At 73.6% G+C, this 7255-nt stretch carries 6 protein-coding genes; all 6 read left to right on the top strand.

Features of this window, described 5'->3' with window-relative positions; genetic code table 11:
• On the top strand, positions 1–850 hold an 850-nt coding region (locus DVA66_RS14655; RefSeq protein WP_157974022.1), incomplete at its 5' end, for a DUF2804 family protein.
• A 146-nt stretch (positions 851–996) separates the two neighbouring features.
• Positions 997–1659, top strand: coding sequence for a GAF and ANTAR domain-containing protein (locus DVA66_RS14650; protein WP_198671787.1), 663 nt, complete (start codon positions 997–999; stop codon positions 1657–1659).
• 160 nt (positions 1660–1819) lie between these two features.
• Entirely contained in the window at positions 1820–3439 is a 1620-nt protein-coding gene (locus tag DVA66_RS14645; RefSeq protein ID WP_232821973.1) for an alkaline phosphatase D family protein, read from the top strand.
• 52 nt (positions 3440–3491) lie between these two features.
• Positions 3492–5123, top strand: coding sequence for an alkaline phosphatase D family protein (locus DVA66_RS14640; RefSeq protein WP_114560750.1), 1632 nt, complete (start codon positions 3492–3494; stop codon positions 5121–5123).
• A 43-nt stretch (positions 5124–5166) separates the two neighbouring features.
• Positions 5167–6051, top strand: a complete 885-nt coding sequence (locus tag DVA66_RS14635) for an aldo/keto reductase (protein WP_114560749.1) — start codon at positions 5167–5169, stop codon at positions 6049–6051.
• An 87-nt stretch (positions 6052–6138) separates the two neighbouring features.
• Positions 6139–7071 (top strand): intradiol ring-cleavage dioxygenase, encoded by a 933-nt coding sequence (locus DVA66_RS14630; RefSeq protein WP_114560748.1) that lies wholly within the window; start codon positions 6139–6141, stop codon positions 7069–7071.
• Positions 7072–7255 lie beyond the last annotated feature (184 nt).

The following is a 7255-nucleotide window of genomic DNA, read 5'->3' as shown; positions in this document are numbered from 1 at the left end:
CGCGCCGCCACCGGTGGCCTACCGCGGGGACGGCACCGGACGTCCGTCCCACCTCCCCCTCCCCCCAGCCCGCGCGCCGGTGCTGCGGGGGCTGCGGCTGCGCAAGACCTGGCGCTACGTCGGCCTCTGGAGCGAGGACGTCTCGGTCTGCGCGGCCAGCGTCACCGTCGGGCCGCTGCGCCAGGAGTTCTGGGGTGTGTGGCACCGCGCCGAGGGACGGATGACCGAGCACACCCGCCTGCTCGCCGGGCGGGTCGACGTCTCCCCCGGCCGGGTCCGCGTCCGCGACGCCGCCCGCCGGGCCGAGCTCGACCTGGTGCTGGCGGAGGACCCGCGGACCGCGGTCGAGGTGGTCACCACGGTCGGGCGCTGCTGGACCTGGACGCGCAAGCAGGTGGTCCGCGGGCACGGACGGATCCGGCTGGACGGCCGCGAGCTCGCCGTCGACGGGGTGGCGCTGATCGACGACAACGCCGGCTACCACCCGCGGCTCACCCGGTGGTGGTGGTCCGGCGGTACCGGGCGGCTGACCGACGGGCGGCAGGCGTCCTGGAACCTCATCGTGGGCCTCAACGACACCCTCCCCCACATCGAGAACACGCTCTGGCTGGACGGCGTCCCGCAGCCCCTCGGACCGGTGCGCTTCGAACCCGACCTGTCGGCGGTGCACCTCGCCGAGGGCGGCACGCTCCGTTTCAGCGCCGAGGCCGAGCGGGCCAGCACCACCGACCTGTTCGTGGTCCGCTCGGCCTACCGCCAGCCCTTCGGCACCTACACCGGGACGCTGCCCGGCGGGCTGCAGCTGACCGGCGGCGTCGGGGTGATGGAGGAGCACACCGCGCTGTGGTGAGCACGTCGCTCGGCACCGTAGGATGCCGCGATGAGCGGCAGTCGTCGCCTACCACGCTGAGCCCTCGGGCGGCGTGAGTCGAACGTCGGACGGAAGGCCGCATGCCAGTCAACAGGTTGCACGCTTCGCTCGGTCAGGTCATCCTCGTGGACCGCCCGCTGGGCGATGTGCTGACCGAGATCGTCGGCATCGCCCGTGAGGCGATGCCCGACACCGACGCCGCGTCCATCACCTTGATCCGCGGGGAGAACGCGTTCACCGCCGCCCACGTGGGGCAGCTGGCCCTGGAGGCCGACGAGCTGCAGTACCAGCGTGGGTACGGTCCCTGCCTGGACGCTGCACGCGCCGGGCAGGCCTTCCTGATCGAGGACATGGCCGACGAGCAGCGCTGGCCCGACTACTGCCGCCACGCTGCTGCCCACGGTGTCGGAGCCTCGCTCTCGATCCCGCTGCCCTTCCAGGGGATCACGATCGGGGTGGTGAACACCTACGCCCTCAGGCCGCGCGCCTACAGCGACCTCGACCTCGCCCTGGGTCAGGAGGTCGCCGCCTGGGTTGCGGTCGCTGTCGGCAACGCCGAAGGCACGGCCCAGACGCTCCAGGAGCTGGAGGAGATGCGGACGGCGATGCTCTCCCGCGCCACCATCGAGCAGGCCAAGGGCATCCTCATGGAGCGGTACAAGATCTCGGCGGACCAGGCCTTCAACGTGCTCACCCGGACCTCCCAGCAGACCAACACCAAGCTCAGGTCAGTGGCCGAGGAGCTGGTGCACACCGGCATCCTGAAGGGTGACGCCCCGACGGGCTAGCGGACGACCGGGCGGCTGCTCGGCCCCTGGGCCGCCGAGGGCCGCGGGCTCGGGGTGACCTCGTCGTGAAGCCTCGGTGAACCCCGGCCGGGGGTCTTGCCACCGGCCCGGGGCAGCGCGTGGGATGGTCCGAGCACATCCCACCCCCGGAGGAGCCCTCGTGTCCCACCCTGCCCTGAGCCCCGTCAGCCGCACCCCGATCAGCCGCCGTGGCCTGCTCGCCGCCGGAGCCGTCGGCGGCGCCGGCCTCGCCGGGGTGGGCGTGCCCGCACTGGCCCGCGACCGGCGTCCGGTGGTCGCCCCGCGGCTGGCCTCCGGGTTGTTCGCTCTCGGTATCGCCTCCGGCGACCCGTGGCCCGACGGGTTCGTGCTGTGGACCCGGCTGGCCCCCGAGCCGCTGGCCGCCGACGGCCTGGGCGGGATGCCCGACACCGCCGTGGAGGTCGAGTGGGAGGTCGCCACCGACGAGGCGATGAGCCGGGTCGTCCGGCGCGGCGCCGAGACCGCGCAGCTGGCCGGCAACCACTCGGTGCACGCCGAGGTGACCGGGCTGGAGCCGGCCCGGGAGTACTGGTACCGCTTCCGCGCCAACGGCGAGCTCAGCCCGGTCGGACGCGCGGTCACCGCCCCGGCGCCGGACGCCGAGGTGGCCGCGATGGCCTTCGCCTTCGCCAGCTGCCAGAACTTCCCCGAGGGCTACTTCAACGCCTACGCCGACCTGGCCCGCCAGGACCTCGACCTGGTCGTCCACCTCGGCGACTACATCTACGAGGGCGCCGGCACCCAGGACAACCTCGGCCGGGCGCACACCTCGCGCAAGGAGACCTTCACGCTGGCCGACTACCGGCTGCGCTACAGCCAGTACAAGGCCGACGCCGACCTGCAGGCCGCGCACGCCCACGCCCCCTGGGTCGTCGCCCCGGACGACCACGAGGTCGAGAACAACTGGGCCGGCGACATCTCCCAGATCGACACCGAGCCCGACCAGGACCCGGCGGTGTTCCGCCAGCGCCGCGCCGCCGCCTACCAGGCCTACTGGGAGAACATGCCGCTGCGCCGCTCCTCGCTGCCGCAGGGCCCGGAGATGGACATCTACCGCCGGCTCACCTTCGGGCGGCTGCTCTCGCTCAGCATGCTCGACACCCGCCGCTACCGCGACGACCAGATCGAGGGCGGCGACCAGGCCGTCCTGGACGGCCGGTGGGACCCCCGCCGCACCATGCTCGGACGTCGCCAGGAGGGCTGGCTGCTCAACGGCCTGGACAGCTCCCGGGCGCGCTGGAACGTGCTCGGCAACCAGGTGTTCTGCTTCGAGGCCGACCACGAGGCCGGACCGGAGGTGCGCTACTCCGGTGACACCTGGGACAGCTACGCCGCCGCCCGGCAGCGGCTGTTCGACCAGCTGCACCGCCGCGGCGTCGAGAACTTCGTCATGGTGACCGGGGACGCCCACCGCAGCGTCGCCGCCGACCTCAAGCTGGACTTCTCCGACCCGTCCTCGCCCACCGTCGGCACCGAGTTCCTCGGCACCTCCATCACCTCCGGCGGGAACGGGTCGGACCAGGACGACCTCGGCAAGGTGTGGCTGACGGAGAACCCGCACATGAAGTTCCACAACAAGCAGCGGGGCTACCAGGTGGTCCGGCTGGACCAGGACACCCTCGAGTGCGAGTACCGGGTCTGCGACTCCGTCACCGTCCCCGGGGCGCCGGTGCGGACCCGGTCTGTGGTGACGGTCGAGTCCGGCCGTCCCGGGATCGCCGACGTCTCCCTCTCCTGAGCCGCACCGCCCCGTGACCGCCACGCCCACGTACCCGACCGGAGGACCCGCCATGACACCGACCCGCAGCCCGCAGCCCACCCGGCCCGAGCCGGCTGGTCCCGTCCTCAGCCGCCGGCACCTCCTGGTGGCGGGTGCGGCCGCCGGGGTCGCCGGGGGCGCGGTGGCGGTGCCAGCGGTGGCCCGCGACCGGCGCCCCGTGGTCGGGCCGACGCTGCCTGCAGACCTCTTCGGCCTCGGTGTCGCCTCCGGCGACCCGTGGCCCGACGGGTTCGTGCTGTGGACGCGGCTGGCTCCCGAGCCCAAGGGCGGGGACGGGCTCGCGGGGATGCCCGAGACGACGGTCGAGGTCGGCTGGGAGGTGGCCCTCGACCCGCAGCTGGCCACGGTGGTCCGTCGCGGCACCGAGCTCGCCACCAGCCGGCACGCCTACTCGGTCCACGCCGAGGTGACCGGCCTGCAACCGGGCCGGGAGTATTGGTACCGCTTCCGGGCCGGCGGCGAGCTCAGCCCGGTCGGACGAGCCGTGACCGCGCCGTCGCCGCAGGCCACCAGCGCCGTCGCCTTCGCGTTCGCCAGCTGCCAGAACTTCATCGAGGGCTACTTCACGGCCTACGCCGACATGGCCCGGCAGGACCTCGACCTCGTGGTGCACCTGGGCGACTACATCTACGAGGGCGGTGGGCGCAACGCAGCCCTCAACCGACAGCACCGACCCGCCCGGGAGACCACCACGCTCGACGACTACCGGCAGCGCTACGGCCAGTACAAGGCCGACCCGCACCTGCAGGCGGCGCACGCGCTCGCGCCGTGGGCGGTCGCCCCGGACGACCACGAGGTCGAGAACGACTGGGCCGGTGACATCTCCCAGCCCGACACCGAGCCCGACCAGGACCCGGCGGTCTTCCGCCAGCGCCGCGCCGCGGCCTACCAGGCCTACTGGGAGAACCTGCCGCTGCGGCGCACGTCGATGCCCGAGGGGCCCGAGATGAGCATCTACCGGCGGCTCACGTTCGGCCGGACGATGCAGCTGAGCATGCTCGACACCCGCCGATTCCGCAGCGAGACGATCCTGGGCGGGGACCAGGCGGTGCTCGACCGCCGCTGGGACCCCCGGCGCACCATGCTCGGCGTCCGGCAGGAGGGCTGGCTGCTGAACGGGCTGTCCACCTCACCGGCCCGTTGGAACGTGCTGGGCAACCAGGTGTTCGCCTTCGAGGCCGACCACCTGGCCGGTCCCGCCGAGAGCTACAGCCGCGGCACCTGGGACAGCTACGCCGCGGCCCGCCAGCGGCTGTTCGACCAGCTGCACCGCCGTGGCGTCGACAACTTCGTGATGGTGACCGGGGACGCCCACCGCAGCGTCGCCGCCGACCTCAAGCTCGACTTCACCGACGACTCCTCGCCCACCGTCGGCGCCGAGCTGCTCGGCACCTCGATCACCTCGGCCGGCGACGGCGTGGACACCGACGACCTCGGCCGGGTCTGGCTGGCCGAGAACCCGCACATGAGGTTCCACAACCGCCAGCGCGGCTACCAGGTGGTGCGGGTGGACGGGGAGAAGCTCGAGTGCGAGTACCGCGTGTGCGAGGCCGTCACCGTGCCGGACGCGCCGGTGCGGACCCGCTCGGTGGTGACCGTGGAGTCCGGGCGGCCGGGGATCGCCGACGTCAGCCTCTCCTGACACCCGACGCGGCGCCCGCGGATCCCGCTCGTAGGGTCGGGACATGCAGACACGTGCAATCGGCAACGACACCGTCGGCCGCGTCGAGGTCGGGGCCATCGGGCTCGGCCTGATGACCTTCGACCAGACCGGTCACCAACCCCGCGAGCAGCTGATCCAGACCGTCCGGGCCGCGCTGGACGCCGGGGTCACCCTCTTCGACACCGCCGACGCCTACGGGCCCGGCCAGGAGCTGGGCGCGGCGGCCCAGGGCGAGAACGAGAAGCTGATCGCCTCGATCCTCGACGAGCTGGGCGTCCGTGACCGGGTGTTCCTGGCCACCAAGGGCGGGTGCCTGCGCACCGACGGCGGCGGCTGGGCGCAGGACAGCTCCCCGGAGCACCTGCACCGCGCCGTCGACGACAGCCTGCAGCGGCTCGGGGTGGAGCAGATCGCGCTGTGGCAGCACCACCGGCCGGACCCGCAGCGCGACTACGCCGAGACCATCGGCATCCTCGGTGAGATCGCGGCGACGGGGAAGGTGCGGATGATCGGGCTGTCCAACGTCGACCCCGGCCAGATCCGCGCCGCGAAGGAGGCGCTGGGCGATGCGCTGGTGAGCGTGCAGAACCAGTACAGCCCGAAGTTCCGCAGCAGCGAGCCCGAGATCGAGGTCTGCACCGAGCTGGGGCTGGCCTTCCTGCCGTGGAGCCCGCTGGGTGGGCTGTCCGACGCCAAGGAGCTCGCCACCAAGCACCCGGCGTTCCAGCAGGTCGCCGAGGCCCGCGGGGTGAGCGCGCAGCAGGTGGCGCTGGCCTGGGAGCTGGCCCAGTCGCCGGTGGTCATCCCGATCCCCGGCGCCAAGCGGCCGGAGTCGATCCGCGACTCCGCCACGGCCGCCGACCTCGAGCTGACCCCGGACGAGCTGACCGCGCTCAACCGGGCCTGACCCTCACAGGGACCGCACAGCCGCGGCCCACCGGACGCACCGGGTCCCTCCGCACAGTGGGAGCACCAACCCACCGAGGAGGACCCGATGACCGACCGGCCCAGCTACGAAGGACGCCCGCTCCCCCGACCCGGGGAGGAGGTGGTCGACCAGGGCCTGGGCTTCGACGTCGTCACCCTGGTCGACCGGCGTCGACTGCTCGCCGCCCTGGGCGGCGGGCTGTCGGTGCTGGGGCTGGCGGCCTGCGGGGTGAGCGCGAACGCGACCGGCGGCACGGCCGCGGCGACCACGGGCGGCACCACCGAGATCCCCGACGAGACCGCCGGCCCCTACCCCGGTGACGGCTCGAACGGCCCGGACGTGCTGGAGCAGAGCGGGATCGTCCGCAGCGACCTGCGCTCCAGCTTCGACGAGTCGACCGGGACGGCCGAGGGCGTGCCGATGGAGCTGGAGCTGACCGTCCTCGACCTCGCGGGCGGCGGGGTGCCCTTCGCCGGCGCGGCGGTCTACGTCTGGCACTGCGACCGCGAGGGCCGCTACTCGATGTACAGCGAGGGCATCGAGGACGAGAACTACCTGCGCGGGGTGCAGGTGGCCGACGCCGACGGGCTGGTGCGGTTCACCAGCATCGTCCCCGCCTGCTACGCCGGCCGGTGGCCCCACGTGCACTTCGAGGTCTACGCCGCCGAGGCCGACATCACCGACAGCACCACCGCGGTCGCGACGTCCCAGCTGGCGCTGCCGGAGGACGTCTGCACGGCCGTCTACGCCGAACCGGGCTACGAGCAGTCGGTCAGCAACCTGGCCGCGGTCAGCCTGGACTCCGACGGCATCTTCGGCGACGACGGCGGGGAGACCCAGCTGCCCGCGGTGACCGGCGACGTCACCTCGGGCTACCTGGCCCGGCTCACCGTCGGGGTCGACACCAGCACCGAGCCGACCGGCGGCGGGATGGGCGGCGCGGGCGGTCCGGGTGGCACGCCACCGAGCGGGGCGCCGACAGGCGAGCCGCCTCGCTGATGCGGGGGCTGGGTCGCGCCCCGGAGTGGTCAGGCGGTGGCCGGCGTGGACGTCCCGGCGCCCCGCCGCAGCCGGACCCAGGCGACGGCGCCCAGCGCGAGTACGGCGGCGACGAGAGCGGCCACCGCGACCGGCGCGGACTGCGGGGTGTCGGTGAGCCGGCCGACGGCCACCCAGACCAGGC

This window comes from Desertihabitans aurantiacus (genome assembly GCF_003344635.1).
Taxonomy (GTDB): domain Bacteria; phylum Actinomycetota; class Actinomycetes; order Propionibacteriales; family Propionibacteriaceae; genus Desertihabitans; species Desertihabitans aurantiacus.
The sequence above is the reverse complement of the archived record's forward strand: the minus strand, read 5'-3'. Positions and strand labels throughout refer to the sequence as shown.

Coding starts and splice junctions, on each gene's coding strand:
- DVA66_RS14640 (WP_114560750.1), top strand. CDS start 3,492: ATGACACCGACCCGCAGCCCGCAGCCCACCCGGCCCGAGCCGGCTGGT.
- DVA66_RS14635 (WP_114560749.1), top strand. CDS start 5,167: ATGCAGACACGTGCAATCGGCAACGACACCGTCGGCCGCGTCGAGGTC.
- DVA66_RS14630 (WP_114560748.1), top strand. CDS start 6,139: ATGACCGACCGGCCCAGCTACGAAGGACGCCCGCTCCCCCGACCCGGG.